The sequence below is a fragment of the Marinitoga sp. 1138 genome (assembly GCF_013363265.1).
GTDB lineage: Bacteria > Thermotogota > Thermotogae > Petrotogales > Petrotogaceae > Marinitoga > Marinitoga piezophila.
The window spans coordinates 108,348-135,011 of record NZ_LBFA01000014.1; the positions used below are offsets into that span (position 1 = coordinate 108,348).

General features: G+C 32.1%; 22 protein-coding genes and 1 riboswitch. Of the genes, 17 read left to right on the plus strand and 5 right to left on the minus strand.

What is annotated here, in order from left to right:
- Positions 1–16: 16 nt before the first annotated feature.
- Positions 17–139, plus strand: a riboswitch (molybdenum cofactor riboswitch).
- A 9-nt stretch (positions 140–148) separates the two neighbouring features.
- Together XO11_RS05675 and XO11_RS05680 are read left to right on the plus strand one after the other, a co-directional pair.
- Positions 149–1,948 carry an aldehyde ferredoxin oxidoreductase family protein gene (locus tag XO11_RS05675; protein ID WP_014296623.1) on the plus strand — a complete coding sequence of 600 codons (1,800 nt, stop codon included), beginning with the start codon at positions 149–151 and terminating at the stop codon, positions 1,946–1,948.
- On the plus strand, positions 1,945–2,226 hold the full coding sequence (locus tag XO11_RS05680) for a MoaD family protein (protein WP_014296624.1): 282 nt from the start codon (positions 1,945–1,947) through the stop codon (positions 2,224–2,226). The genes XO11_RS05675 and XO11_RS05680 overlap by 4 nt, the downstream gene beginning before the upstream one ends.
- Before the next feature lie 3 nt (positions 2,227–2,229).
- Here the strand turns inward: XO11_RS05680 and XO11_RS05685 are convergent, their stop codons facing one another.
- On the minus strand, positions 2,230–4,140 hold the full coding sequence (locus XO11_RS05685) for a molybdopterin biosynthesis protein (protein WP_175418307.1): 1,911 nt from the start codon (positions 4,138–4,140) through the stop codon (positions 2,230–2,232).
- 731 nt (positions 4,141–4,871) lie between these two features.
- Between XO11_RS05685 and thrC the strand changes: the two genes are divergently transcribed.
- Genes thrC through XO11_RS05715 form a run of 6 tightly spaced genes read left to right on the plus strand, consistent with a single transcriptional unit; the run spans position 4,872 to position 10,959 of the window.
- A complete protein-coding gene (gene thrC, locus XO11_RS05690) occupies positions 4,872–6,104 on the plus strand; it encodes a threonine synthase (RefSeq protein WP_175418308.1) in 1,233 nt (410 codons plus the stop codon).
- Positions 6,088–6,555, plus strand: coding sequence for a (2Fe-2S)-binding protein (locus XO11_RS05695; RefSeq protein ID WP_014296627.1), 468 nt, complete (start codon positions 6,088–6,090; stop codon positions 6,553–6,555). The genes thrC and XO11_RS05695 overlap by 17 nt, the downstream gene beginning before the upstream one ends.
- Positions 6,552–7,388: a xanthine dehydrogenase family protein subunit M gene (locus XO11_RS05700; protein ID WP_014296628.1), complete on the plus strand. Its 837-nt coding sequence runs from the start codon at positions 6,552–6,554 to the stop codon at positions 7,386–7,388. The genes XO11_RS05695 and XO11_RS05700 overlap by 4 nt, the downstream gene beginning before the upstream one ends.
- Before the next feature lie 27 nt (positions 7,389–7,415).
- Positions 7,416–8,207, plus strand: coding sequence for a xanthine dehydrogenase family protein subunit M (locus XO11_RS10730; RefSeq protein ID WP_041638527.1), 792 nt, complete (start codon positions 7,416–7,418; stop codon positions 8,205–8,207).
- On the plus strand, positions 8,204–8,662 hold the full coding sequence (locus XO11_RS05710; RefSeq protein WP_014296630.1) for a (2Fe-2S)-binding protein: 459 nt from the start codon (positions 8,204–8,206) through the stop codon (positions 8,660–8,662). The genes XO11_RS10730 and XO11_RS05710 overlap by 4 nt, the downstream gene beginning before the upstream one ends.
- Complete coding sequence (locus XO11_RS05715; RefSeq protein ID WP_175418309.1) at positions 8,659–10,959, plus strand: xanthine dehydrogenase family protein molybdopterin-binding subunit; 2,301 nt, start codon at positions 8,659–8,661, stop codon at positions 10,957–10,959. The genes XO11_RS05710 and XO11_RS05715 overlap by 4 nt, the downstream gene beginning before the upstream one ends.
- Positions 10,960–11,003: 44 nt before the next feature.
- Here XO11_RS05715 and XO11_RS05720 read toward each other — a convergent pair whose 3' ends face one another.
- The gene (locus XO11_RS05720) at positions 11,004–12,176 is read right to left on the minus strand and encodes an MFS transporter (protein WP_175418310.1); all 1,173 of its coding nucleotides are present in this window, start codon (positions 12,174–12,176) and stop codon (positions 11,004–11,006) included.
- A gap of 174 nt (positions 12,177–12,350) precedes the next feature.
- On the opposite strand from XO11_RS05720, the gene XO11_RS05725 reads away from it, so the two are divergent.
- Positions 12,351–12,725 (plus strand): Rid family detoxifying hydrolase, encoded by a 375-nt coding sequence (locus XO11_RS05725; protein WP_014296632.1) that lies wholly within the window; start codon positions 12,351–12,353, stop codon positions 12,723–12,725.
- Positions 12,726–12,775: 50 nt separating this feature from the next.
- Here XO11_RS05725 and XO11_RS05730 read toward each other — a convergent pair whose 3' ends face one another.
- Positions 12,776–13,495 (minus strand): hypothetical protein, encoded by a 720-nt coding sequence (locus tag XO11_RS05730; protein WP_041638529.1) that lies wholly within the window; start codon positions 13,493–13,495, stop codon positions 12,776–12,778.
- A gap of 63 nt (positions 13,496–13,558) precedes the next feature.
- Between XO11_RS05730 and XO11_RS05735 the strand changes: the two genes are divergently transcribed.
- The 6 genes from XO11_RS05735 (at position 13,559) to XO11_RS05760 (ending at position 19,645) form a co-directional block, all read left to right on the plus strand.
- Positions 13,559–14,446, plus strand: a complete 888-nt coding sequence (locus tag XO11_RS05735; RefSeq protein WP_075780525.1) for an RluA family pseudouridine synthase — start codon at positions 13,559–13,561, stop codon at positions 14,444–14,446.
- Between the two features lie 4 nt (positions 14,447–14,450).
- Entirely contained in the window at positions 14,451–15,737 is a 1,287-nt protein-coding gene (locus XO11_RS05740) for a DUF5693 family protein (RefSeq protein ID WP_175418311.1), read from the plus strand.
- A 1-nt stretch (position 15,738) separates the two neighbouring features.
- On the plus strand, positions 15,739–16,539 hold the full coding sequence (locus XO11_RS05745; RefSeq protein ID WP_014296636.1) for an RMD1 family protein: 801 nt from the start codon (positions 15,739–15,741) through the stop codon (positions 16,537–16,539).
- 63 nt (positions 16,540–16,602) lie between these two features.
- Positions 16,603–18,777, plus strand: coding sequence for a TIM-barrel domain-containing protein (locus tag XO11_RS05750; RefSeq protein ID WP_175418312.1), 2,175 nt, complete (start codon positions 16,603–16,605; stop codon positions 18,775–18,777).
- A 122-nt stretch (positions 18,778–18,899) separates the two neighbouring features.
- Positions 18,900–19,073, plus strand: coding sequence for a hypothetical protein (locus tag XO11_RS05755; RefSeq protein ID WP_014296638.1), 174 nt, complete (start codon positions 18,900–18,902; stop codon positions 19,071–19,073).
- Between the two features lie 188 nt (positions 19,074–19,261).
- The gene (locus tag XO11_RS05760; protein ID WP_217671854.1) at positions 19,262–19,645 is read left to right on the plus strand and encodes a hypothetical protein; all 384 of its coding nucleotides are present in this window, start codon (positions 19,262–19,264) and stop codon (positions 19,643–19,645) included.
- Positions 19,646–19,670: 25 nt separating this feature from the next.
- Here the strand turns inward: XO11_RS05760 and smc are convergent, their stop codons facing one another.
- Positions 19,671–23,210 (minus strand): chromosome segregation protein SMC, encoded by a 3,540-nt coding sequence (gene smc, locus XO11_RS05765; protein WP_175418313.1) that lies wholly within the window; start codon positions 23,208–23,210, stop codon positions 19,671–19,673.
- 216 nt (positions 23,211–23,426) lie between these two features.
- Here smc and XO11_RS05770 point away from each other — a divergent pair, with 216 nt between their 5' ends.
- Both XO11_RS05770 and XO11_RS05775 read left to right on the plus strand, forming a co-directional pair.
- On the plus strand, positions 23,427–24,638 hold the full coding sequence (locus XO11_RS05770) for an MFS transporter (RefSeq protein ID WP_014296641.1): 1,212 nt from the start codon (positions 23,427–23,429) through the stop codon (positions 24,636–24,638).
- Positions 24,639–24,819: 181 nt separating this feature from the next.
- The gene (locus XO11_RS05775) at positions 24,820–26,160 is read left to right on the plus strand and encodes an FAD-dependent oxidoreductase (protein ID WP_014296642.1); all 1,341 of its coding nucleotides are present in this window, start codon (positions 24,820–24,822) and stop codon (positions 26,158–26,160) included.
- A gap of 175 nt (positions 26,161–26,335) precedes the next feature.
- Here XO11_RS05775 and XO11_RS05780 read toward each other — a convergent pair.
- Positions 26,336–26,664: PD-(D/E)XK nuclease domain-containing protein (locus tag XO11_RS05780; RefSeq protein WP_175418314.1), on the minus strand; the 329-nt coding region annotated here is incomplete at its 5' end.

A 26,664-nucleotide genomic window follows, 5' to 3' on the forward strand; every position in this document is an offset into this window, starting at 1 on the left:
TATAGAACATATATAGACAAAATACCCCTTCCGAGCCTTTTCTCCTAAAACGCAAGCTGCGTCATGGAAAAAGGCCAATGGGTATAACTGGAAACGGTTATGCCTCCCGTGTTTGGAAAGGAAGGAAAATTCTAAAGGGGGGGTAAAAGTGTCATTTAACGGAAAAGTATTAAGAGTAAATCTTACCGAAAAAAGCGTAAAGGTTGAGAAACTGCCAGAGGATTATGAGCTCTATCTTGGCGGAAGAGGCCTTGCAACAAAGATGTTCTACGACGAAGTAGGCCCTCAAGTGGATCCCTTCTCACCTGAAAACAAATTATTCTTTGCAACAGGTCCTTTAACAGGAACTGCCGCACCAACAGGTGGAAGATATATGGTAGTAACAAAAGGTCCGTTGACAGGCACCATAGCTTCAAGTAACTCAGGTGGTTATTTTGGTGCAGAATTGAAATTTGCAGGTTATGACATGATTATTATTGAAGGAAAAGCAGAAAAACCTGTATACCTTATGATTAAAGATGATCATGTAGAACTTAAAGATGCTTCTCATCTCTGGGGAAAAGACGTATTTGAAACCACTGATATAATGATGGAAGAAATTGGAGATCCAAGAGCAAGAGTTGCATGTATTGGACCAGCAGGAGAAAAATTGGTAAAATTTGCAGCTATTATGAACGATAAACATAGAGCTGCAGGTAGAACCGGTGTTGGTGCAGTAATGGGGAGTAAAAACTTCAAAGGTATCGTTGTAAGGGGAACAAAGAGACCTGAGGTAAAAGATCCAGCAAAATTCATGGAAGTTGTAAAAGAAAAAATCAAAAAATTAAGAGAAAATGGAATTACCGGTGAAGGTTTGCCTAAACTGGGAACCAAGGTTCTCGATAATATTATTAATCAAAACGGATTATATCCAACAAGAAACTTCCAGGATTCAGTATTTGAATTTACAGATGAAGTTTCCGGCGAAGCGCTTGTTGAAAAAGGATATCTCGTTAAAAATATGCCATGTTTTGGCTGTCCTATAGCCTGTGGAAGAAGAGTAACACTTCCTAACGGCATTGAAACAGAAGGTCCAGAATATGAAACTGGTTGGGCATTTGGGCCAGATTGTGGCGTTTCAGATTTAATAGCTATAGTTGAAGCAAACCATCTATGTAATAAATATGGTTTAGACACAATTTCAGCAGGTTCAACAATTGCATGTGCAATGGAAATGTATGAAAAGGGCATTGTAAAGAAAGAAGAATTAGGAAATGGTCCTGAATTGAAATTTGGAAGTTCAGAAGCTGTAGTATTCTATACAAAACAAATTGGATTAAGAGAAGGAATTGGCGACAAATTAGCAGAAGGTTCTTATAGATTTGCAGAAAGTTATGGACATCCTGAATTTGCCATGGTTGTTAAAAAACAGGAAATTCCTGCATACGATCCAAGGGGTGCTCAAGGTCACGGTCTTGAATACGCAACAAGTAACAGAGGCGGATGTCACGTTAGAGGTTATATGATTTCTCCTGAAATTCTCGGTGCTCCTGAAAAAATAGACCCACAAGCACTTGAAGGAAAAGCAGAATGGGTTAAAGCATTCCAGGATTTAACAGCAGTTATAGATGCTGGAGGATTATGTTTATTCACCTCATTCGCATTAGGTGCTGACGATTATGCTGATTTAATAAACGCTGCATTGGGATGGAATAAATCAACAGAAGAAATATTAAAAATTGGCGAAAGAATATGGAATCTTGAAAGAAAATTCAATTTAGAAGCAGGAATCGATCCTTCACAGGATACACTTCCAAAGAGATTGCTCGAAGAACCTGTAAAAGAAGGTCCAAACAAAGGTCAGGTTGTTCATCTTGATCAATTGCTTCCAAAATATTACGAAGTAAGAGGATGGAGCAAAGAAGGTATTCCTACAGAAGAAAAACTCAAGGAGTTAGGAATTCTATGAAGGTTGAAATAAAATTTTTCGCTACCCTGAGATTACATCTCAGGGTAGCTTCATTATCTTTAGATTTAAATGAAAATACAACTGTAAATGAATTAATAGACATACTTGTAAAACATTTCAACGATGAAAAGGTGCGAGAATACCTTATCGATGAAAATGGTATTAGAAAAGGAACAATGATATTAATAAACGGAAAAAACATATTACATTTAAATGGTTTAGATACAAAAATCGAAGAAGGCGTTATTTCAATTTTTCCACCAGCAGGTGGGGGGTAATTTTTATTCCTTTATAAAATTCCCTGTATCTTTTAAGAGATATCCACCCAGCTTCTCTGCATCTCTTTTAAACTCCTCAGAACCTATTATTTCCTGAATCAACTTAAATCTCGGATCATCTATAAAAGAAGGATGTATTAAAAGATCATATCTCTCATGTGCCACTGGCACAAAATCAAGATCATAAATATTGGCAGCTGCTTTTATTCCAAGACCCACATCTGCCATATCTTTTTTTATTTTCAATGCAAGATTAACATGTGAATACTCTTCATCAGAATAACCATGAATCTTATCCGGAGAAATTCCTTCCTTCTCAAGATGATAATCCAATAAAATCCTTGTTCCCGCAGTTTTTTGCCTGTTAATATATCTAACTCCGTCCTTTGTAAGATCTGAAAAAGTCTTTATACCTTTAGGATTTCCTTTTTGAACAATAAATCCCTGTTCCCTATACGAAAGATTCATCAATGTATATTCATCAATATACTCTTCAATATAACTGATATTATACTCACCACTTTCAGGATCAAGAAGGTGCATTCCAGCCATATGAGCATACCCTTTTGCTATAGCCATTATTCCACCAATACTTCCAACATTAGCAGAAACAATATTTATATTCTTATCATATCTCTTTATATAATCAGCAAGTAAATCTATCAACAAATCATGACTTCCAATAACAAGAATATTATTATCCACTATTTCTTTAGAACGCTTAAGATGTATATTTATCTCTTCGCCATCTTCCAATACCTCTATACCCTTTTCTATATACACAACACCATCCTGTTTCGATACTGCTGAAATATTAGCGGCACCTCTCTTTAAAGGAATAGCTACATATCTATCTTCAACCTTACCAACACCAACCCTTAAATATTCCTTTTCTGTAATGGAAGAATGAATTCTCTTTCCAGATACACCTTCAATAATTTCATTGTCATAATATACTTCTTCCTTTGTTTTATTCAATATCAAAGGTTTCACTATATCCTCAAGTATTATATTGCACGAAACAGGAAATCCCGGCAACCCAATAACAGGTTTATCCTTAACAATACCTAAAATAGCAGGTTTTCCCGGTTTTATATTCAATCCATGAACAATAACCTTACCCAGCTCATTTACCGCATGAAAGGTAAAATCCTTTGAACCAGCTGAAGAACCAGCATTTAAAAGAATTAGATCATATTTTTCTATATTCTCTTCTATTGTTTTTTTCAAAACTTCCAGATCATCTGGCAATATACTATGCACATCAACACTTGCATTGTATTTCTCAATAAAATTCTTAATCATAGCAGAATTGGTTTCTGGAATCTGAAATTCTTCTGTTTTCTCTTCTGGTTTAACAATTTCATTTCCTGTTGGAATTAACAACACATTTAATTCTCTTAAAACAGGAATCTTAAATACGCCAGCCATCAATAAAAAGGATATATCATTTTCTGTAAGGGTATGATATCTTGGGAATAACATTTCGCCTTTACATATATCCTCTCCAACCTTTCGAACATCCTTATAAGGAAAAACGCTATTTCTAATTTTAATCTTCGTATCATCAATAATCTCTATATTCTCTATCATTATTACCGCATCATATGGCTTATTAATAGGATAACCAGTATTTATATATTCAAAATCCTTCTCTAATTCCAGAATCTTTGGACTGCTTTCTGTTGCACCATATGTATGTTTGCTGATAACCGCCACACCATCCATAGCGCTACTATTATAAGACGGAACATTCTCATTGGCAAAAATTGGTTCAGCAGTAACCCTACCAGAACTTTCTCTTACATCGATAACTTCTTTTTCATCATTCCTAAAATACTCTTCCAGCTTACTAAAAAAGAGTTCAACCCCCGCTTCAATATCCATCTTATTCAAATAAAATCTCCTTTTCAAAACTATCCCCCCTATTTTTTATGTGTTAATAAAATTATATCACAATAAAAAAGATTAGGAATTTCCTTCAGCAGATATCAATATAGTTGAAAAAAGAAAAATGATGTAAATGAAAACTAAGAATTTCCCGCAGCGGGTATTACAGGATAGTTGGAAAAAATAAAAGCGAGTGAAGGCTCGCAGAGTGTCCAAGGTAAAATTACAAACGATTGAAAAAATAAAAGTGAATGAATACTCGCAGAGCACCCGAAAAAAACTGCTAATGAAGAGATGTAAAAGAAAATAGAAATAATAATATGAGCGAAAACTTGAAAATTCCCGAAAAAATTCGAAGTGGAGCCGGTCAAAATCACACGGATGTGATTTTGAGTGAAGACGAACAGGGATGTGAGTCTGTAGCGACCGGCGGGAACGAGAATTTTTGAGGATTAGAATTTTCTACCTGTTTGAGCGATTATTATTATTTCTATTTTTCATAAAACTTTCTAAGATCAGCTCTCAAGTCGTATGAATGAACTTTTATTTTTCTTCTTTTGAAATTAACAATCAATGTTTAAGCGTTTTTAATTGTTAGATATCATAGACTTTTAAGAATAAAAGAATTATAAAACAATAATCACCTTTTATTGACACTAATTAATTACCACAACCTTTAAGCAACATTTAATTAAACTATAAAATAATGTAAAATTTAATATAGTTGAAAAGAGAAAAAAACAGGAGGTTGAGAAATGAACAAGTATAAACTTCGTTGTATAAGTTGTGGAAAAGTATATGAACCTGATGAAATTGAATATACATGTCCAGTTTGCGGAGATAGGTTAGGAACATTGGAAGTTATATATGATTATGATGAAATAAAGGTTAAAAAGGATGAATTTGGAAAATTCGATAATATATGGCAGTTTGAGAAAATTTTACCAATAAGCGACAAAGCTTACAAAACGCCTTTGCATGTTGGCGGAACACCGTATTACGAACATAAAAAACTCGCTGAAGAATTAGGAATTAAAAATCTTTTTATAAAATACGACGGAACAAATCCAACTGCATCTTACAAAGATAGAGCATCAGCCCTGGCTATAGCCAAGGCATATGAAAAAGGATATGAAACAATATATTGTGCTTCAACAGGCAATGCAGCCAGTTCTTTAGCAGGATTATCAGCACCAACAAAATTAAAAACATATATATTTTTACCCGCTTCAGCACCAATTGCAAAAATATCACAACTTTTCATATACGGTGCAAACGTTATCCCAATAGACGGTACATATGATGAAGCATTTGATATTTCACTAAAAATTGGTGAAGAAAACGGATGGTATTGCAGAAACTCGGCAATTAATCCATATTTACTTGAAGGCAAAAAAACCGGAGCTCTTGAAATAGCTGTTCAAAGCAATTGGGATGTTCCAGATTACGTACTTGTAAGCGTTGGTGATGGTACAGTTATCAGTTCATTCTACAAAGGATTTTACGATTTCTATAAACTTGGATTAATAGATAAAATCCCAAGAATTATTGGTGTTCAGGCTGAAGGTGCCGCTGCAATAAAAAGAGTATTTGATAAAGGTGAACCATTTATGCCTGACGACATAGAAACACATACAATTGCAGATAGCATAAGCGTTGGAAAACCGCGCGATGTAGTAAAAGCCTGCAAATACGTAAAAGCAAGTGGCGGATATTTCGTAAGTGTAAGTGATGAAGAAATATTAAATGCTATATATGAATTATCAACAAAGACCGGTATATTTGCCGAACCCGCCGGAGCTACTTCATACGCTGGTCTGAAAAGGATTTCAGAAAAAATTGGAAAAGATTCAACTGTTGCAATTGTAGTAACAGGAAACGGATTAAAAGATGTAAAAGCAATAGAAAGCTTTGTAAATCTAAAAAAAGTAAAACCAGACTTAAATGCTGTTAGAGAGGTGATTAAGGAATATGAAAATAAAATTTAAGTTAAACGGTAAAGATGTTGAATACGATGTTGCTGAACATAAAAGGGCTCTTGATTTTTTGAGAGATGATATGAGAATGACCTCCGTAAAAGAAGGTTGCGGCGAAGGGGAATGTGGTGCATGTACAATTATCTTAAATGGCAAAAACGTCAATTCCTGTATGGTTTTAGCAGTTGAACTCGATGGTCAGGAAGTATGGACTCTTGAAGGACTAAACGAAAAGGGTGACACCATAATTCAGGAATCATATATTGAAAAGGGAGCTATACAATGTGGATTCTGTACTCCTGGATTCATAATGTCCACAAAAGTATTGCTTGATAACAATCCTTCACCAAAAGAAGAAGAAATAAAAGAAGCTCTTGAAGGCAATCTATGCAGATGTACAGGATACACTAAGATAATAGAAGCGGTAAAACTCGCTGCAGAGAAACGAGGTGAGTCCAGATGAAAAACATAAAATACTTCAAACCAAAAACAATAGAGGAAATTTCAAAAATAAAATCTGAAAACGATGCCAGACTTTTATCAGGCGGAACAGATTTAATGGTAAAAATGCGAGCAGAAATCTTTAATCCAGAAGTAATTATAGACACCAAAGGTCTCGAGAAGGAAGAAGTGAAATTCTACAACGGAAGAGTAAGAATTCCTATAAACACAACATATGATGAATTAATAAAAAATGAAGAATTCAACAAACGATTTCCTATGATAGTGGAAATAATTAAAAAAATAGGTTCTCCACAAATTAGAAACAGGGCTACTCCAATAGGTAATATAGCAAACGCTTCACCTGCAGGCGATTTCCTATTAAGCATGTACCTCTTTGATGGAAACGTGGAGATTAAACCTTCAAACAAAATTATGAAAATATCCCATTTTGTTACCGGTCCAGGAAAAATAAAACTTAAAAACGATGAGTTTATATATTCAATAGAATTAAAGGAAATGGAAGGATACAAATATTACTATGAAAAAGTTGGAAAAAGAAATGCAATGAACATATCCATTATCAGCATAGGCGTTCTTTTAAAAACAGATAATGATGGAAAAATAGAAGATATAAAAGTTGCATATGGCTCTGTTGGACCAACAGTTGAAAGATTCGAAGAAATAGAAGAAAAAATGAAAGGCAAAAAAGTATCAAAAGAATTATTTGAAGAAATGGGAGAAGAATATATGAAAGTTATAAACCCTATAACCGATGTTAGAGCTACAGCGGAATACAGGAAAAAAATGGTAAAAAATCTGCTTATAAAAGCATATTATGAATTAATAAAATAAATTTATTTCAAGGGAAGGGTGATAAGGGTGATTGAGATTAAGGATTATATCAGGCCAAAAAGTATCGAAGAAGCCTATGAAAAATTGGTTTCAGTGGACGGTGCCGAAATAATAGGAAGCGGTGCCTTTATGCGATTATCTTCGAGAAAGATAGAACTTGCCATTGATTTACAGGATGCAGGTGTAAATTATATAAAAGAAGAAAATGGCGAAATAAAAATTGGAAGCGCTACGCCTCTTGGCGAAATAGAAAAAAGCGAAATAATAAAAAACGCTTTTGACGGAAAATTAGCCGAAATTATGAAATACATCTGGTCCGTTCAATTGAGAAACATTGCCACTCTTGGTGGAACGGTATTTCCAAAACTTGGATTCTCTGATTTGCTTACAGTATTACTTGTTTTAGATACAGATATTGTATTGCACAAAAACGGCAGAATGCCACTTGAAAAATTCCTCGAAGAAAAAATCAGAAAAGACATTATGGTTGAATTGATAATAAAAAACAACGGAAGAAAATTATCATTCCAGAATATGAGAAATTCATTCTATGATTTTTCAATATTAAATGCTGCTGCATCTAAATTGGACAATGACATTAAAATTGCTATAGGTGCCAGACCTGGCGTTGCAAGATTAACCAGGAAAACAATGGAAGAACTCAAAACACTTGAAAATATAGAAGAAAAATTACAGGAAATATCAGAAAAAGCCGCTTCAGAAGTTGAATATGGTTCAAATATAAAAGGTTCAAAGGAATACAGAGAAATGATTGCGCCAGTACTTGTTAGAAGGGCTTTAGAGGAGGTAATAAAATGAAAATAACCTTAACAGTTAATAATACAAAACATGAAGTTGAAATAAACCCTTCTGAGTTTCTTCTCGATGTATTAAGAAGACTTAATTATATGAGTGTCAAAAAAGGTTGTGACACAGGAACATGTGGCGTATGTACAGTACTCATGGACGGAAAACCTGTCCTTTCCTGTTCTGTACTCGCAGCATCTGCTGACGGACATGAAATTACCACAGTAGAAGGGCTAAAAGATGATCCGGAATACAAGAAATTTACAGAGGCATTACTTGCCCAGGGAGCTGATCAATGTGGTTTCTGTAGCCCTGGATTAATTTTAAGCGTATATGCAATGAAAAAAGAATTAAAAAATCCAACAGAAGAGGAAATGAAAGAATACCTTGTTGGAAACTTATGTAGATGTACAGGATACGCAAGTCAAATGAGAGCAATAAAACAATTTTTTGAGGTGAAAGCATGAAAGAAGTAAAAAGAACTATCAAAAAAATAGACGGTTATGGACTTGTTAGTGGAAAACCTGTATATACAGATGATTTAGCGCCAAAAGACGCTTTAATAGTAAAAATTCTTAGAAGCCCTCATGCATTTGCAAAAATTAAAAACATAGATACGTCAGAAGCAGAAAAAATGGACGGCGTTGAATGTGTATTAACATATAAAAACGTTCCAAGAAATATCATTACCCGTGCAGGTCAGGGATATCCTGAACCTTCACCATATGACAAATTTGTGCTTGACGAATATGTAAGATATGTTGGCGATGAAGTTGCAGTTGTAGCAGCAAGAGATGAAATAACTGCAGAAAAAGCTTTAAAATTAATAAAAGTTGAATATGAAGTGCTTGAACCTGTGTTGGATTTTGAAAAAAGCAAGGGGTCAAAAAGTATAATACACCCTGAAGCAGATTATAAAAGTGAAGGATTTATTAGTTCTGACCCCAAAAATAATATTGCAGCCTCATACGAAATGAGTGTGGGCAATGTGGAAGAAGAAATTGAAAAATCGGAAATTGTAGTAAAAGAAAGATTCTACACACAGGCACAGGCACATGTAATGATGGAACCACATGCAGCATATACATATCTTGATATGCAGGGAAGACTTGTAGTTGTTTCTTCAACGCAGGTCCCATTCCACGTCAGAAGAATCTTAGCAAGAGCATTAGGCATGGAAATTAGCAAAATTAGAGTAATAAAACCCCGTGTAGGTGGCGGTTTTGGTGGAAAACAGGGAATACACGGCGAACCATATGCAGCACTGGTTACCTTAAAAACCGGAAAACCTGCAAAGGTTTATTATACAAGAAAAGAAGTATTTGAATCAACATATACAAGACATCCTATGAGATTTGACGTAACTATCGGTGCAGATAAAGATGGAAAAATAAGAGTAATAGACGTAAGGGGACTTTCAGACACAGGTGCATATGGTGAACATGCATTAACCACATTTATGGTTGCAGGTTCAAAAGTATTGCCTATGTATAATAAAGTAAAAGCTGTAAGATTTGGTGGAGATGTAGTTTACACAAACCATCCACCAGCAGGTGCATACAGGGGATATGGCGCTATACAGGCAAACTTTGCAATAGAATCTGCCATGGATATGCTTGCAGAAAAATTAGGCATGGATCCTGTAAAATTAAGAGAAATAAATATGATTCGCGAAGGCGAAACATCACCTATATTCAAAATAATGGGTGAAGGCCGCGAAGGCGTTGAAATGATTGTTAATAGCTGTAAATTAGATGAATGTATAGAAAAAGGCATAAAGAAAATCAACTGGGAAGAAAAATTCAAAGCAGAAAAGAAGGGCACAAAAGTAAAAGGTGTGGGTATGGCAATAGCCATGCAGGGATCAGGTATTGCAAAAATAGATATGGCAGCCGCCACATTAAAATTAAATGATGATGGTTCATTTAATTTGCTTATAGGTGCAACAGATATAGGAACAGGTAGTGACACAATATTATCTCAAATAGCAGCAGAAGCATTAAATGTTCCAACTGAAATGATAATACCATATTCATCAGATACAGATACCACACCATTTGACACAGGTGCATACGCATCAAGTACAACATATGTTTCAGGTAATGCCGTAAGACTTGCAGCAGAAAAAATGAAAAATGAAATCATAAAAGCCGGTGCAGAATATTTTGAAGTACCTGAAGAAGATGTTGAATTTGACGGTAAAGAAATAAAAACAAAAGATAAAAAAATAAGCCTTAAAAAACTTGCTGAAATACTATATTACAACGAAAACCAAAAACAATTAAGCGTAACTGCCTCTTATGTTGGTGAAGAGTCTCCACCACCATTTATGGCTGGTTTTGCTGAAGTTGAAGTTGATACAGAAACAGGTAAAGTAGATCTGCTAAATTATGTAGCTGTTGTGGATTGTGGGACACCAATAAATCCAAACCTCGCCAAGGTCCAGGTAGAAGGCGGTCTTGCCCAGGGAATTGGAATGGCAATGTACGAAGAGGTTATTTACGATAAAAACGGAAGATTGTTAACAAACAATCTTATGAATTACAAAATTCCTTCAAGACCGGACATTAAAAACTTAGATGTGGAACTTGTGGATAGTTATGAACCAACAGGACCTTATGGTGCAAAAAGTGTAGGTGAAATCGGAATTGACACACCTCCAGCAGCAATTGCAAACGCCGTGTATAATGCAGTTGGTGTAAGAATAAAAGATCTGCCAATTACACCAGAAAAAGTATTAAAAGCATTAAAAGAAAAGAAATAATTTATTTAAAAAATCCCCTTTCGCTTTTTCGAAAGGGGATTTTATTATTTATACAAATTCAAGAATATTTTATCTTTTTTTATAGGTCTAAATAATTCTATTAAGAAATAAAGAGAAATTATATAAAACACCGAACTCACAAGAAATAGATATGTATATCCATTACTCAATGAAGTTATAAATCCAAAAACAACAGCTGCGAGAGAACGTGAAATAAAATTCAAAAAATTTCTTATACTGCTAATAGTAGTAACCTTTTTTTGTGGAATATAACTCATTACAATAGTAGTTGACACAGGATTAGTCATATTCATAAACGAAAACCTCAAAGCATATAATACCGTAAATGCATAAGGATCTCTAACAAAAGCAAAGGAGATAATCAATGGTATAACAAGGATATTCATAATAAGCGAAAATTGATAAGCACCTATTTTTTTTGATATTTTCGATGAAAATATCGATCCTACCGCTGCGCCAAACTGCGCAAAAGCAAGAGCTGCTCCTATCATAGTAGGTTGTAAATTAAACAGGTCCTTAAATATAATATTCCCAAAATTCACAAATAATCCCGCACCAAATCCTATTAAAAAGGTTCTTATTAAATGTATCTTTACTATATGATATTGCAACTTATCAAAATCTTTTAAATTAAATAAATCCTTTAAACGCAAAGTCTGTCTGTGTTCGCTTTCATGAATAAAAATCAAAAATATATTCGAAGAAAGATGAAGCATCGCTGTAAAAACTAACGCATTTCCAAGCCCTAAAAACTCGCCCATTGTTCCGCCAATTAAATTACCAACAAGACCACTTCCCATTACAAGACCAAAGTTATAACCAAAATACTTCCCTCTATTTTCATGTGTGGTAATATCAACTATTAATGAATTTAATAAAATCATCCTTGAAGTTAAAAAGCCACCATTTAAAAAGGCCGTAAGCAATAATATATTTTCAGAGGGATGAAATACTCTGAATAATAAAATTGTTGTAAATACCAATGAGGAAATTAACAACATAATCTTTTTTCCAAATTTATCTCCGGCAATTCCTATGAACAATCCAAGAATTGCTGAACCAATCATTTCAAGTGAAGTAATATGGCTTATAAATGAATTGGTATAACCAATATCCCTTAAAAAAAGATTAAAAACTACCCTATATATAGATTCAGCAAGTCCTGTTAAAACTGTATAAAACAATAGCTTTTTCATCTTATACCTCCAAATTAATTCGTAAAACTAACAAAGTTTATTATAGTATACTACAAAAAATCCCTCTTAATGTTAAACCGAAATTAAAATCTTCCTAAAAATTATAGTTTGCTTTACTAAGAATATATGTTATAATAAAAGCGTGAAAAATTTTTCTTAGAAGGGGGAATTAAAATGGAATTATTAAATCCAGAAAATGCACCAAAAGCAGTAGGACCATATTCAATAGCAGTAAAAAGCAATGGTTTCATCTTCGTTTCAGGACAGCTTCCTGTAGACGTTGAAACAGGAGAATTTATAAAAGGCGATATTGCAAAAGCAACAACAACAATTTTAAACAATATCAAAAACATTCTCGAAAGCGCTGGAAGCAGTGTAAATAAAATTGTGAAGGTTAATGTATTTATGACAGACCTTTCAAAATTCGATGAATTTAATAAAGCTTATGGCGACTTCTTCAACGGCCATAAACCAGCAAGAGCAGCTATACAGGTTGCAGCATTACCAAAGGGCGCAGATATAGAAATAGAAGCTATTGCTGAAGCATAATTTTTAATTAAAATAAATACCCGGAATTTCAATTAATTCCGGGTATTTTATTATGCAAGTATTTTGTTTAATATTTCCCTATACTTTCCGTTTAAATATATCTTTCCTTTCTCACCATATATAATCTTCTCCTTATTATGAGGCGAATTTCTCGAAATAGCGCTCGTAAATGCAGAAATGGAACGCGAATCCTTCAAGTTTAACTCTTTTATAATCTCATCTTTTGAAGAACTTCCAACTTTAACCATATATCTTAAAAATTCTCTGGTAGAATCAGTCAACGAATTCACAAGACCTTTTAATTCATTCTCTGACCATTTCTCTTCCATAACCTTTGACCCTTTTATCAATTCCTTAAAATATTTAATCCGTATTGCAAGGTCATTTGACAAAATCCCAAATAATATTTCTGTTGGTAAATTTTCATATTCTATCAATTCTATCATCTCATACAAAAACGGTTCTATCTCCACAATACTCTTATCAAGATTTAAGTTTTTCATGTTAATTTTCTCATTTCCATATATTAAAACTTCATTTTCCATATCAGCTGCTATTCTTAATCGCTCAAATAATGATATAATAAATAATGAGAGGAATTTTCTTTCCACTTCCTCAGGAAAGGTTTCGCTCTTTAAATATTCAAGAATCTCATAAAAATCATCTTTTGTTGTTAATTTATCAAAAATCTCGCTCTTTACCTTTTTTTCTTCTTCTACTATATTTTTTCCAAGAAATGTATATAACGTAGAAAGTATTTCTTTATACAAAATCATCACCCCGTTTATAATTTTATAACTTAATATATATTATACCAAAAAGGAGAGTAAAATATGCAAAAATCTATAATTGTAAAAGAAGGAAATTATTATAAAAGATTGGATAAATTCTTAAGAAATAACTATGAAAATCTAAAACTCGGGTTTATATACAAATTACTCAGAAAAGGTTTTGTATATGTAAACGGAAAAAGGGTAAAAAAACAGGATTTCGTTTTGAATATAGGTGACAAAGTTGAAATTAGATATAACGGTCCTCTTGAAGAAAGAAAAAAGGAAAAAAGCATATTGCCAAGACCTTTAGACCTGGAAATAATATTTGAAGATAAAAATATCCTTGCAATAAACAAACCAAATGGAGTTTCAGTGCATCCTGGAACAGGAGAAGAAAAGGTTACAATAATAGAAGGTGTTTTACATTATGCAAATGGCGAATTTGAACCACATCTTGTTCATAGACTTGACAAACATACATCTGGCGTTCTTGTAATAGCTAAAAACAAACAAATTGCACGAGAATTAACAGAAATAATCAGAGGAAGAAATATATTGAAGAAATATCAGGCATTGGTATTGGGAAAATTAAAAGGAGAAAAAAATAAATTAGAGGACATACTTGACGATAAAAAAGCTGTATTATATTATGATGTCTTAAATACATACAGAATAAAAAACATACCGTTATCCCTTGTTGACATTGAATTAAAAACAGGAAGAAAACATCAAATAAGAAGGCAATTTGCAAATATCGGCTCGCCTGTTGCAGGTGATAATATATATGGTGATTTTGAAAAAAATAAGATATTAAAAAGATTTGTAGGACTAAAAAGATACTTCCTGCACTCATATTACCTTGAATTTGATTACAAAAACAAACGTTATACATTAATGGCGGAACTAACTGACGATTTAAAAAAGGTTTTAAACAGATTGGAGCGATAAGCTTTTGAAAAATCTTAAAACGCTTATATTCTATATAACCATATTCTATGCAGTTTTTAGCTTTATCTATATCTCATATAATGATTATAAATTCTTATCCAGAGGATATCATATCATTGATAACTCCAGATTAAAAACCCAATCAATAAAGATTGGGGAAAAGGTTGTGGAATATTACAAATATCAGGATTATATCCTAATAAGCGAAAATTCCACCAATATAACTTTGGATGACTTTAAAAATATAGTCCATAGATTCAATAATATAATAGTTGCCGAGTTTTCAGACTTCGGCTTCATCTTTGATAGATATAAAATCTATCTTTCAGATGACGAATTAAAAAAAATAAGATATGCTCATTATATAAAACCAAAGGAAATGGATAAATACGATACAGAACAGGTTGTTCAACGGTATTGGAGAGCGCTCAATGAAAGAAGAATAAACCTTTTCTATATTCCAGAACATAAAAAAAGATCTGAAATAATAAATGCCATAGAAAAAAGAACGAAAAACCATAAAGATTATATATTGCCATTGGAAAATATTCCTGAATACTTTGATATTATCTCAGCTGCAGTTCTTTTAGCTTTTGGAGCAATATATATACCGTTGTTTTCAATAATATATGCTATATTATATTTTTACTTTAACCCCTGGTCGTATGTATTTGCAGCGATATTCTTTTCCTTTATTTCATGGATAAAATGGAAAAATCATTTTGAAAAAGACAAAGCATATATAAAAGCTGTTTTGTTTAATATACTAATTGGTATATTAATCTACTCTTCAGGATACAGTTATTTATACATCTATAAAATTTCTGTTATTAGAGGTATTAAATTATTACTCATTACCCTTCCATTTATACTATTTATAGTCCAGATAAAAAACTTTAAATTAAAGAAAAAAGACATAATTCTCTCTTCAATAATCCTTGGGATAGTATTTATCTATTATATCCTCAGAAGCGGAAATTTTGGCATTTCCACAATGACAGAAAGAAAAATAAGGGATTTACTTGAAAAATATCTAATTGCCAGACCGAGATTTAAAGAATTACTGGGATACACTTTCATCTTCACAAAACCACCAACAGAATTCTTTAAAATATTCTGGAACATAGGACAGGCTATTGTTTTTGTTTCAATAATAGATACATTTTTGCACTTTCAAACACCACTATACCTTGGTGTATTGAGAACAATAAATGCTTTTGTTATTGCAGGAATTATTATAGTTTTACTTAGAATTATCGTGTATAAACTAATATATAATCGGGGTGAATAAAATGGGAAATGAAATAAGAATAAAGGCTATTGATGCTGGAAAAAATATAGACATTGCACTTATAGCTGCAAAATTGCAATTGCCAGTCATCACAAAATGGGAAATGCCATTAATATTAAACTATAATCAAAAAAACGTACATGTTTATCAATTTGGAACCTTTGTATTTTTTGATTTCACCGACAAGGAAATAAAGGATTTTATAGTCTATCTGGAAAAATTAATAGAAGAAGAATATAAAACGGTTTTAGAAGATGAATTAATCATAAAAATCGATAATAATATAAAGGGAAACTTTTATATTGATTACAACATAGAAACATTATTCATAAAAGAAGAATTCATTACTCAGGAAGTTCTTTCATTAATATCATTGACCATATCCCAAAGTGTGGCATTAGAACGATATGAACAACTTTCGGACGAGCTTGAAGATGAAATAGAAAAAACTATATATAGATACAAAAAATTCAAGGCATTTTTGCCAATAATAAGGAATATTGTAATAGGAAAAACATTAAATCTTGTAAAAACAAGACATGAAATAATATCTGATATTATGATTCTTGATAAACCGTCCATTACCTGGGAATGGAATCTATACGACGAATTATATGAATCACTTGCAAGATTTTTTGAGTTAAAAAGAAGGTATAAAAACCTTTCGCATAAATTAGATTATGCACTGGAAACTTACACTGTATTAAACGAAATAAGCGAAGGCTCAAGAGCCAATTTTCTCGAATTTCTTATTGTTGTTCTAATAGTTCTCGAAATCGTCATGGCATTCTTGCACATCTAATAAAATCCAAGCATTTATTTTTCTCAATCAACAATAAAAACCATCATTGAAAGGAGAACAAAAATGCTAAAAGCCAATCTTTTAAATTTTACAACATTATATAGATTCGGAACACCATTTGAAACAGACGCTGTAACACTCGACAAAAAATCGCTTAATTTCACCGAAACAGAACAACTCCCCTTCTTTTCTTTTGAAAAAAACGACACAATTTTCACATTAAAATTCCAGCTCAATGAAGAAGACCGTATATACGGTTTAGGACAAACACTTGGAGGATTAAACAAAAGGGGAAAACGCTATAAACTATATGCAACAGATGACCCTTTACACACACCGGAAAAAGAGTCATTATATGGTTCTCACCCTTTCTTAATAGTCAACAACAAATTTGGACTCTTTATTGATTATCCATCAGAAATAATATTTGACATAGGATTTACAAAACACGACATAATGGAAATCACAATCCCATCAAACAATTTTGATTTATACATATTCAACTCACAAAACAATATTGAAATTATCAAAGAATATTTAAAGCTAACGGGAACACCATATATTCCTCCAAAATGGGCTTTTGGATATCAACAATGCCGATGGAGTTACCCTGATGCTAAAACAATAAAAGAAGTCGCTGAAAACTTTAGAAAAAAAGAAATTCCATGTGATGCAATATATATGGATATTGATTATATGAAAGACTTTAAAGTCTTTACCATCGATGAAAACAAATTTCCAGACTTCGATAAATTTGTGAAAGAAATGAAAGAAAAAGGATTTAAACTCGTTCCCATAGTTGACCCAGGTGTAAAAATCGAAAAAGGATATGACGTCTATGAAGAAGGAAAAGAAAAAGGATATTTTTGTAAAGACAAAGATGGAAAAGACTTTGTAGCAACAGTATGGCCTGGATTCACACATTTTCCAGACTTTTTAAATCCAGAAGTTAGAAAATGGTGGGGAAGAAAATATAAATTATTTACAGATCTTGGAATATATTCATTCTGGAATGATATGAATGAACCATCAATCTTCTTCGTTCCAGACGCTTTAAAAAAATATCTTAAAGAAATAAATGAAATGCTAAACAAAGAAATAGGTCTGGAGTTCTTTGGAATAAAAGACGGAATAAACGCTCTTTCAAACAAAAGGGAATATTACAGCGAATTCTATCATAATACCCCTTATGGAAAATTCTCAAATGAAGAATTACATAATCTATATGGTTATTATATGGCAAAAGCTACAGTTGAAGGATTTAATGAACTTATTCCAGATAAAAGATATTTATTATTATCAAGAAGCAGCTATGCCGGACATCATAGAATAGCCACCATATGGATGGGCGATAATATGTCCTGGTGGGAACATATGCTCGTAAATATAAGAATGCTCCTCTCATTAAACATGGCAGGATTCTTCTATACCGGCGCTGATATAGGCGGATTTGGCAGCAATGCGTCACCGGAATTAGTTATTAGATGGATGCAACTTGGAGTTTTCTCACCATTATACAGAAATCACTCAGCTCTTGGAACCCGTCACCAGGAACCATGGGCTTTTGACGAAAATATTGAAAATATAATGAAAAAAATCATAGAGTTTAGATATGCCTTAATCCCATATCTTTATTCTGAATTCTTCAATTCAATTGAAGAATTAACACCTTTTATTTCACCTCTATTCTTGCATTATAACGACGATGAAACTTCCTTTGAAATAGAAGATCAATTCATGGTTGGAAAATCCTTAATGGCTGCACCAATAATACAGCCTAATGCAAAAGGGCGTTTTGTATATTTACCTGAAAATAAATGGTTATACTGGAAACTTTCCGATTTTAAAGAAAGAAATGTAGAAGTTTTAACCCCAGGAACCCATTACATAAAAGCGGGATTAAATGAAATACCTGTGTTTATAAAAGAAAATTCATTAATCGTATTAAACGAAGAAAAATTAAATTATGTTGATGAAAAAGCAACGGAAGAAATTATCGTTATAGGTTTTGTAACTGACAAAGCGGAATTCGTCTATTTTGAAGATGATGGAGAAAGCTTTGCATTTAAAGAAGGTAAATATGCAAAAATAAAGATTACTGTAATCAAGAATAAAAATGGATATGACTTTGAAGTTGAAAAAGATGAAAGTGAAAAATTCGAAACTTCCTTAAAAAGAATAAAATTTGAGATTTATAATGAAAATAATGAGAAAGTAGTTTTTACTCTTTCTTTATAGTTTGCTACCATAATTAAATATTTGAACTTTTTTTAGAGTTGAACATTCTAAATAGCTTGAAAAATATTTGTATTTACTGTATAATTAATATAAGGTTTCATTTGTGAAGCGAGGTGAATAATATGGCAACATCATCCTTTAATAAAGATTTTATATTAAAAAGCAAAAAGGAAGTAGAAAGTTTTATTAAAATATTAGAAAAAACTTCTAAACCTATAAAAATTGATAAAAATTTAGTCTCACCTGAAAAAGAGAAAGAGGGTGTAGAAAAATTAAAAAAAATATTCTCTCATTAAAAAAATTAATTGAGATAAGCGGTGGGCAGGAAAATGCCCAAAAGCTTATCTCAAATTTTTTTTGTAGAAAAGATTCAGATATTGAAAGATTTTTAAAGGAAAAAGCCATTAAATTTGAAAAATTAGGTAAAAGTAGAACATTTTTTATATATAATGAAGATGCAATTAAAAACAATAAATTTGAAATTTTGGCTTATTTTACTCTGGCTATCCAAGTTTTAAAAATTCCAGATGAATTTTCGGGAAATAAAATAAAAAAATTAGATGGTTTTAGTTCAAAAATAAATGGAAAACGAATTACAGAAATCCCAGCAATTTTAATTGGTCAATTAGGAAAAAATGATTTATATTCTTATAAAATAAAAGGCGATGAAATAATGCAGTTTTGTTTTAGTAAAATATTAGAAGGTCAAGAAAGATTAGGTGGAAGAATCATAATGCTTGAATGTAAAAATATAGAATATTTAAAAAATTTCTATAGAAAATACGGATTTGATTTAATCGATAAAGATTATGATAACGATGAATTACTTCAATTCATAAAAATTTTAACTGAAGAAGATTTAATTTAAAATTCCCCCATCTGGGGGAATTTTTTTAGTTAAGGTTCTCCATAAATTTAAAATCTACTGGAACAACATGAGTAACGCCATCTCTCATAGTAATTCCATGGAAAATATCGGCAATTTCCATCATCAATTTATTATGTGTAATAACCAAAAACTGTGTCTTATCAGCATGTTTCCTTATTAACTTCGCCAGTTTTCCTGCATTTATATCATCAAGCGGCGCATCAATTTCATCAAGCACATAAAATGGGCTAGGATTCACATTCATAAGTGCAAAAAGGAAAGCTGAAGTTATCAAAGCTTTCTCTCCACCAGAAAACAATTGCAATTTCTGGAAATTCCTTCCTGGCTTTTTAACGGAAATTTCCACACCTTTTTCAAAAGCCTTTCCTTCACCAAACATCTTCAACAATCCATCGCCGCCAACAAATAATTCTTTAATAAACTCACCAAACTTTTCATTTACAAAATTAAATGTCTTTAAATATTTCTCCTCTGCTTCCTGATCTATCTTATCAATACCTTCCTGTAATGTCTTAATAGACTTTAAAATATCCTCTTTTTGCTTATATCTATCATCAAGATCCTTTTTCACCATTTCATATTCATCTAAAACAGCAAGATCAACACTTCCAATATGTTTTAAAGCCTTTTTAATATCCTCAATACGCCTTTCAAGTGCCATAATTTCCATATCGTTTAAATTTTCAAAAACAAATTCTTCTGTATCAATTCCCATATTCTTTGCCTTTTCAAATAAAAAGTCCTTTTCATGAATAAGATTTTGTTTCTCTAAATCCAGCTCATGCGCAGCATTCTTCAAATCATCTATCTTATCCTTTATTTCATTTCTAAGCTTTTCATATTGTTCCAATTCCTCAAACTTCTCTTTCTTACCTTCTCTACTCTTTTTAAGCATTTGAAATGCCTCATTCATTTCCTCATTAATTCTTTTAATTTCCTCTTCATAATCTTCTAACTCTTTGCTTTTTTGTTCCATCTCATTCTTTAACTGCTTAAACTTATTCTCAAGTGATTCAAGATGATTTTCTATGCTTCTCAAATTATTCTTTACTTCATTTCTTTCCTTTTCATATTCTGAAATCTTTGACAATACAGAATTCTTATGCAAATTCAATTCATCCAATCTTGCAATCTTCTTCCTGAGCTCATTATCTATTGTCTTATTGCTCTTTTCTATTTCCTCTATTTCAATTTCTATTTTCTTTTGCAAATCAACATTATCGTTTATTTTTATTTCCAGTTCCTTCAATTCTTCCTCTATTTCATTTATCCTATCTTCAAATGTATCTATTCTGCTCAACACCTCTTCATACCCATGTTTTGCATTGGAATATTCCTTTTTAAAATCCTTATATGAATTCTTTCCATTTAAATGATTATATCTTATCTCATTTAACTTCTCTTCCAATTTTTTAAGCTCCACAGTTGAACGCTTATAATTATATTCCACCTTTTCCAAATTTTTTTCATTTAAAGAAATTTCTTCTTCTATTTCCTTCAATGACTCTTCAAGCTCAGCTAATTCTCTCTTTCTTGAAAGAAGAAGTGTTTGATTATTGTTTTTTGAAGCACCACCTGTAATTGCACCAGATGTGTTTATTATCTCTCCAGAAACAGTTGCAATTGTAAGCGACACATTCTTCATTCGATTTTTAATTTCCAGTGCTGTTTCAAGCCTATCAACAATTATTGAATTACCAAACACATATTTTATAACCTTTTCATATTCTGGATCATAACTTACCAGATCTACCGCATAGCCATAAAATCCTGGTTCATATTCCAGCTCTTTTACCCTTCTTAAATTTGAATTAATCAAATCAAGAGGCAAAAATGTAACTCTTCCAGCTCTTTCTGCTTTTAAATATTTTATATATGAAGACACCTGTGAAGAGCGTTTTATAACCACATTTTGAAGTCTAAAACCTGCAATTGTGGTAATAGCCGTTTCCAACTCTTCAGGTACCTCTATTAAATTCAAAACCACATCCACAATATTTTCATCATTATGAAACGCCTCAAACAGTTTTTTTATTGCATATGAAAACCCTTCATAATCCGAAATCTGCAGTTTTAAATTCTCTATCTTTCTTTTTGTTAAATCCTCTTCACGTCTTAACTTTTGAAGATATTCATATGTTTCCGAAACGCTCCTATGCAGCTCTTCTGTTTCACTTTTCTTTTCTTCAATCTGATCCATTAATTCCTTTTCTTTTTTAGAATAATGCTCAAGATCCTTTTCAAGAACTTTTAATTTTTCCTCTAATTCCTCTATCTTCTTTGCATAATTTTCCTTTTCAGTCTTCAAAAACTTCAATCGCTCATCCTTACTCCCCTGCTCGCTTATTAACTCATTTTTAGTTTTTTCATATTCTTTTCTTTCTTCAATTAATCGCTTTAATTTCTCTTTCAAAGAAGTTAGTTTATTCATCTCTTTAGAAATAGAAGCCTCTATCTCTTTCTTTTCATTTTCAACCTCTGTAATCTCTTCATTTAATTTACTCAATTCATTTTCATACTTTTCTATTAAATTCCTAATTTCTTCAAATCTCTTTTTATTTCTGGCATAATCCTCTTCAAACTTCGTCTTTTCCCAGCTATTTTCAACAATGGCTGAATTTAATTGTTTCAATTCATCCTCAAGATGTGTTTTCATCTTTTCATATGAATCAAGACGTTGCTTGAAGTTTTCCAGTTTTTCTCCATATGCAGAAAGCTTTTCATCCTTCTCTTCTATCTCCGCCTTTAATTCCCTGTATAACCTCTCAACCTCAAAACTCTTAGCAAGCAATTCCTTAACCTCTGACTTATTCTCAAGAATCTTATTCTCAATCTCCTGTATTTTCTCGCTTATCTTTATATTTTTGGCACCAAAATACTTAACCCCTATTTCCTTTAATTCCTTATTATACTCAACATATTTCTTAGCTCTCGATGCTCTGTTTGACAATGATCTAACCCTTTTCTCAACCTCATACAATATATCGTTTAATCTTTCAAGATTCTCCTTTGTCTGTTCAAGCATTCTCAAAGCTATTTCCTTTTTATCAAGATAAACCTTTATTCCAGCAGCATCCTCAATAAGCGCTCTTAACAATTCAGAAGGAGCTGCTATTAACTCCTTAACCTGATCCTGACCAATAATAGAATAAAAGGACTTACCAACACCTGCACCACCCATTACCTCAATTAAATCCTTCAATCGGGCATTTCTATTATCAATCTTATATTGTATCTTCCCATCAGCAGAAAGAATCTTACCAAGAGTTCTTATCCTTCCCTCATCATCCTCTATCTTTATAAACACCTCAGCCTTTTTGGCAGGAGGCAACTTTTCAGTCCCACTAAAAATAACATCAAACTTCTCCTCTATACGCATTTGCTTTGAGGATTGTTCGCCCAATAGCCATCTTATGGCATCCACAATATTCGATTTTCCTGAACCATTTGGTCCAACAATACTAACAACATTTGCATCAAGATTTAATGTTGTATTTTTTACAAAACTCTTAAACCCTTTTATCCTCAACTCAAGTAACTTCAACCACTTCGCCCCCTAACTTATTACTAAAACTATTATATCATAAAAATTTTGTGCAATAATAACAAATAAAAATTAAATCAAAAATCAAGAAAACATTCATAAAAAGGTTCGTTCATGCGACTCAATTGCTGATCCTTGAAAATTCCCAACTTAGTTTTCTTTTCGAACTTTTTTTGATATAATAATATAAAAAGACTATATATCGGAGGTATCTATATGCAAAACGTCAAACGAAACTTCTACGCATTCATCTGGCACGCAATATTCCTCGCAATAGCAAGCTCATTCATCGAAGTAAACACCGTAGTCTCCTCATTAATCCTTCAAGCAGGAGGCGGTGAATTCCTGCTCGGTCTTGTCACAGCAATCTCTGTTGGAATTCCACTCTTAGCACAATTATTCTTTGCAGGGTTTCTCGTTTCAAAACCTCTAAAAAAACCATATCTATTAACAGGAATATACCTTAGAATCTTTTCATTATTAGCAATAGGTTTATTATTAATCTCTCCATTATCAGAAAAAACACTGTTAACCCTGATTATTATTATAATTTCTATATTCTCATTTAGCGGTGTATTTGCAGGTGTAAGTTACACCGATTTACTTGGAAAATCTATACCAAAGGACTTGCAAAGAAAATTCATGAGCTTCAGGCAAATATCCAGAAGTTCCTTTGCACTATTAAGCGCATTCTTAGCAAAGTATATATTAAATAAATTCGAATATCCACACAATTACTCAAACATGTTTCTCATAGCTTCATTTTCACTGTTCATAGCCTCACTTGGATTCTGGCTAATCAAAGAAGAAAAATTTGAAGTAAAAAGGGAATTCCCTTCTTTCATGGAAATAATAAAAAATATTCCTACAATACTTTCAAGGGATAAAAATCTCCTAAATTACGTTATCTTTAGCAATTTAACAGGGTTTGGTTTAATAATAATACCATTTTATGTATTACTTGCCAAAAACACATTTACCCTTTCAGACAAAATGGTTGGAAACTTCCTGTTATTACAAATGATAGGAATAGTTTTATCAAGTTTCGTCTGGGGACCATTATTACATAAAAAAGGCTACAAAAAAATATTGAAATACTGTATAGCAATTGGAGGTTTAATCCCAATACTTGCATTAATATTAAGCAAAACATCACCATTATTATACTCAACATTATTCCTGCTAACGGGAATTGCAATAAGTGCCCGTCAAATGACATTTGAAGGTGTTTTAATAGAAATCAGCGATCATCATAACAGAGCATTATACGTTGGAATCTCAGGAGCTTTAAACTTTGTAACAGCATTACTCCCATTAATAATTGGCGCAATTATAAAACACGTTGGTTTTATTAACGTATTCATCTTTGTAGCTATAATGATATACTCAAGCTTATATTTCTTAAATCAGATGAAATTAGAACATTAGAACTTTCTAATGTTCTAATTTTTTAATTTTCTAATTCTCTAATTCTCTTTTAATCTAAATTTAAAAGAAAATACATATATATTTTTTCAATAGATATATGATTTGTGATATAATTAATAATGTAAAGGATAAAAATACCAAAAATAAAGTGAAAATTATAACTTTTTTTAGGAGGGATATTATGAAATACGACATTATTGTTATTGGTGGAAGTGCAGCTGGACTCGTTGCAGCAATGACTTCAAAAAAAATCTACAAAGACAAAAAGGTACTTGTTATCAAAAAATTAGACAAAGAATTAGTTCCATGTGGAATACCATATATCTTTCACACACTTGGTGGTGTAGAAAAAGACTATATGGGAATTGAAGAAAAATTCAAAGCTATGGGAATTGACTTATTAATTGATGAAGTTATAGACGGTGATGCAGAAAAGAAAACAATATCAACAAAAAGCGGAAAAACATTTGAATATGAAAAATTAATTATCGCAACAGGTTCAACTCCATTTAGAGCTCCAATTCCTGGAAATGAACTTGAAAATGTACTAACAATTCCAAAGGATCATTTTTATCTCGAAACAGTTCACGAAAAACTCAAAGATGCTAAAAATGTGGTAATTATCGGCGGTGGATTTATCGGTGTTGAAGTTGCAGATGAAATCAAAAAAGCCGGTAAAAACGTTACATTAATAGAAGCAAGAGATTATTTATTACCAGCATCATTTGACAAAGATTTTGGAGAAATTGCCCGTGAAGAAATTGAAAGCGATAATGTAAAAGTATTATTGAATTCTAAAGTAAAAGAAATCGCAGGAAACGGAAAAGTTGAAAAGGTTGTTCTTGATGGTGGAGAAGAAATACCTGCAGATGTTGTAATACTCGCTACAGGTTATAAGCCAAATGTTGAAATTGGAAAGAAAATGGGTTTAAAAATTACAGATCTTGGATACATTGAAACAGATGATTACATGAGAACATCAGTAGCTGACATTTACGCAGCAGGAGACTGTGTACAACACAAAGATTACTTCACAGGAAAACCATCAAGACTTATGCTCGCATCAGCAGCTGTTTTTGATGCAAGAATTGCAGCATCCAACCTTTACAAATTAAGAGTATTAAGAACAAACAAAGGCTCATTAAACGCATATTCAACAGTAATTGGAGGCAAAGCATTTGCTGCAGCAGGAATTACAGAAGCAGTTGCAAAACAGGAAGGTTTCGATATAGTTGTAGGAAAAGCGGAAGTTATGGACAGACATCCTGGTAAATTTGCAGATGCTTCAAAAATCGTATTAAAATTAATCTTCTCAAAAGAAAGTGGATTATTATTAGGAGCTCAAATGGCTGGAGGAAAGAGTATCGGTGAAATGATAAACATTATCAGTTTGGCAATTCAAAAAGAAGTTACCGTTCAGGACATTATGACAATGCAAATAGGTACACACCCATTATTAACAGCAGCTCCAACTGTATATCCACTCTCAGTAGCAGCAGAACAGGCTTTTTCACAAATGTAAATACAATAATAAATACAGCCCCTTAAAGGGGCTGTATTTTATTGTAACTTCCTTTTCATCCTCAACAAAAAACCAGGGCAAAAATTTGACCCTGGTGGTTTGAAAAATGAATTATATAAAAATATATACCGTGGACCACATTCTAATCTTTGTTAGAAGGATCTACGGTATTTTTTTATAACTTCTCTATTATATATTCCTCAATATTCCTTTTTTCTGAATTTATATTTATTCCTATGAGATATATTTCTTTTCCGCTGTATTTTTCATAGTATTTCATTTCTTTTATTTGTTTTAATGCTTCGTCGCTACTTTGATCCAGTTTTATCTCAAATAAATATATCCTGTCGTCAAAATCTATTACTAAATCACTTCTTCCTAAGTTTGTCAATTCTTCTGCTTTTACATCTATTCCTGCTGAGGCTATTATTGTAAATATCAATGAGTGATAATATTTTTCTTCTTTTTTGTGTAGATTATACGGAACAGCGCTTATTATCTTTT

Coding starts and splice junctions, on each gene's coding strand:
- XO11_RS05680 (WP_014296624.1), top strand. CDS start 1,945: ATGAAGGTTGAAATAAAATTTTTCGCTACCCTGAGATTACATCTCAGG.
- XO11_RS05755 (WP_014296638.1), top strand. CDS start 18,900: ATGGCAACATCATCCTTTAATAAAGATTTTATATTAAAAAGCAAAAAG.
- XO11_RS05695 (WP_014296627.1), top strand. CDS start 6,088: ATGAAAATAAAATTTAAGTTAAACGGTAAAGATGTTGAATACGATGTT.
- XO11_RS05770 (WP_014296641.1), top strand. CDS start 23,427: ATGCAAAACGTCAAACGAAACTTCTACGCATTCATCTGGCACGCAATA.
- XO11_RS05750 (WP_175418312.1), top strand. CDS start 16,603: ATGCTAAAAGCCAATCTTTTAAATTTTACAACATTATATAGATTCGGA.
- XO11_RS05745 (WP_014296636.1), top strand. CDS start 15,739: ATGGGAAATGAAATAAGAATAAAGGCTATTGATGCTGGAAAAAATATA.
- XO11_RS05710 (WP_014296630.1), top strand. CDS start 8,204: ATGAAAATAACCTTAACAGTTAATAATACAAAACATGAAGTTGAAATA.
- XO11_RS05725 (WP_014296632.1), top strand. CDS start 12,351: ATGGAATTATTAAATCCAGAAAATGCACCAAAAGCAGTAGGACCATAT.
- XO11_RS05700 (WP_014296628.1), top strand. CDS start 6,552: ATGAAAAACATAAAATACTTCAAACCAAAAACAATAGAGGAAATTTCA.
- thrC (WP_175418308.1), top strand. CDS start 4,872: ATGAACAAGTATAAACTTCGTTGTATAAGTTGTGGAAAAGTATATGAA.
- XO11_RS05775 (WP_014296642.1), top strand. CDS start 24,820: ATGAAATACGACATTATTGTTATTGGTGGAAGTGCAGCTGGACTCGTT.
- XO11_RS05715 (WP_175418309.1), top strand. CDS start 8,659: ATGAAAGAAGTAAAAAGAACTATCAAAAAAATAGACGGTTATGGACTT.
- XO11_RS05735 (WP_075780525.1), top strand. CDS start 13,559: ATGCAAAAATCTATAATTGTAAAAGAAGGAAATTATTATAAAAGATTG.
- XO11_RS05720 (WP_175418310.1), bottom strand. CDS start 12,176: ATGAAAAAGCTATTGTTTTATACAGTTTTAACAGGACTTGCTGAATCT.